The sequence below is a fragment of the Paenibacillus sp. 2TAB26 genome (assembly GCF_052115145.1).
Taxonomy (GTDB): Bacteria; Bacillota; Bacilli; order Paenibacillales; family Paenibacillaceae; genus Pristimantibacillus.
The window spans coordinates 1-500 of sequence record NZ_JBFRGC010000090.1 but is presented as its reverse complement, the minus strand read 5'-3'; the positions used below and the strand labels follow the sequence as shown (position 1 = coordinate 500).

Genomic DNA, 500 nt, shown 5'->3' with positions numbered 1-500 from the left:
AAGTCGTTTTACTGAATCCGCATCTCGTGAAAAAAAACAAAGAAAATCGCGACAATACGCCTTCAAAGAGTGACCGGAAAGATGCACTCGTTATCGCCGACATGATCAAGAACGGTTACTACTCGGTAACACGTACGACTCCCGAAGCCTTCGAGGATCTACGTGTGCTTCTCTCTAACCGCGACTTCGTCGTCAAACGACTTGTTAGTGCCAAAAACCAGATACACCGCTGGGTTGACGTTGTTTTCCCTGAACTACGTCACGTATTCAAGGACATCACCTGTATCGGTTCCCTGGCAACGCTTCKCCTCTTTCCTACTCCAGCGGAGATCAGTAAGCTACAGACCCAGAACCTAATTCARGGATGGAAAACCATCATGAAACGGCACTGCGGTGCTAGAAAAGCAAAAGCACTCATCGAGATTGCCAACCATTCAGTAGGATCTCAGTCAGCTTCTCATTACTACAAGCTCCACTTGAAACAATTGCTCGCCGACCGA

The 500-nt window shown here is 47.6% G+C and carries 1 protein-coding gene; it reads left to right on the top strand.

The genetic code is table 11. From position 1 onward, the window contains the following. On the top strand, positions 1-500 hold a 500-nt coding region (locus AB4Z50_RS35995), incomplete at both ends, for an IS110 family transposase (RefSeq protein ID WP_441887283.1).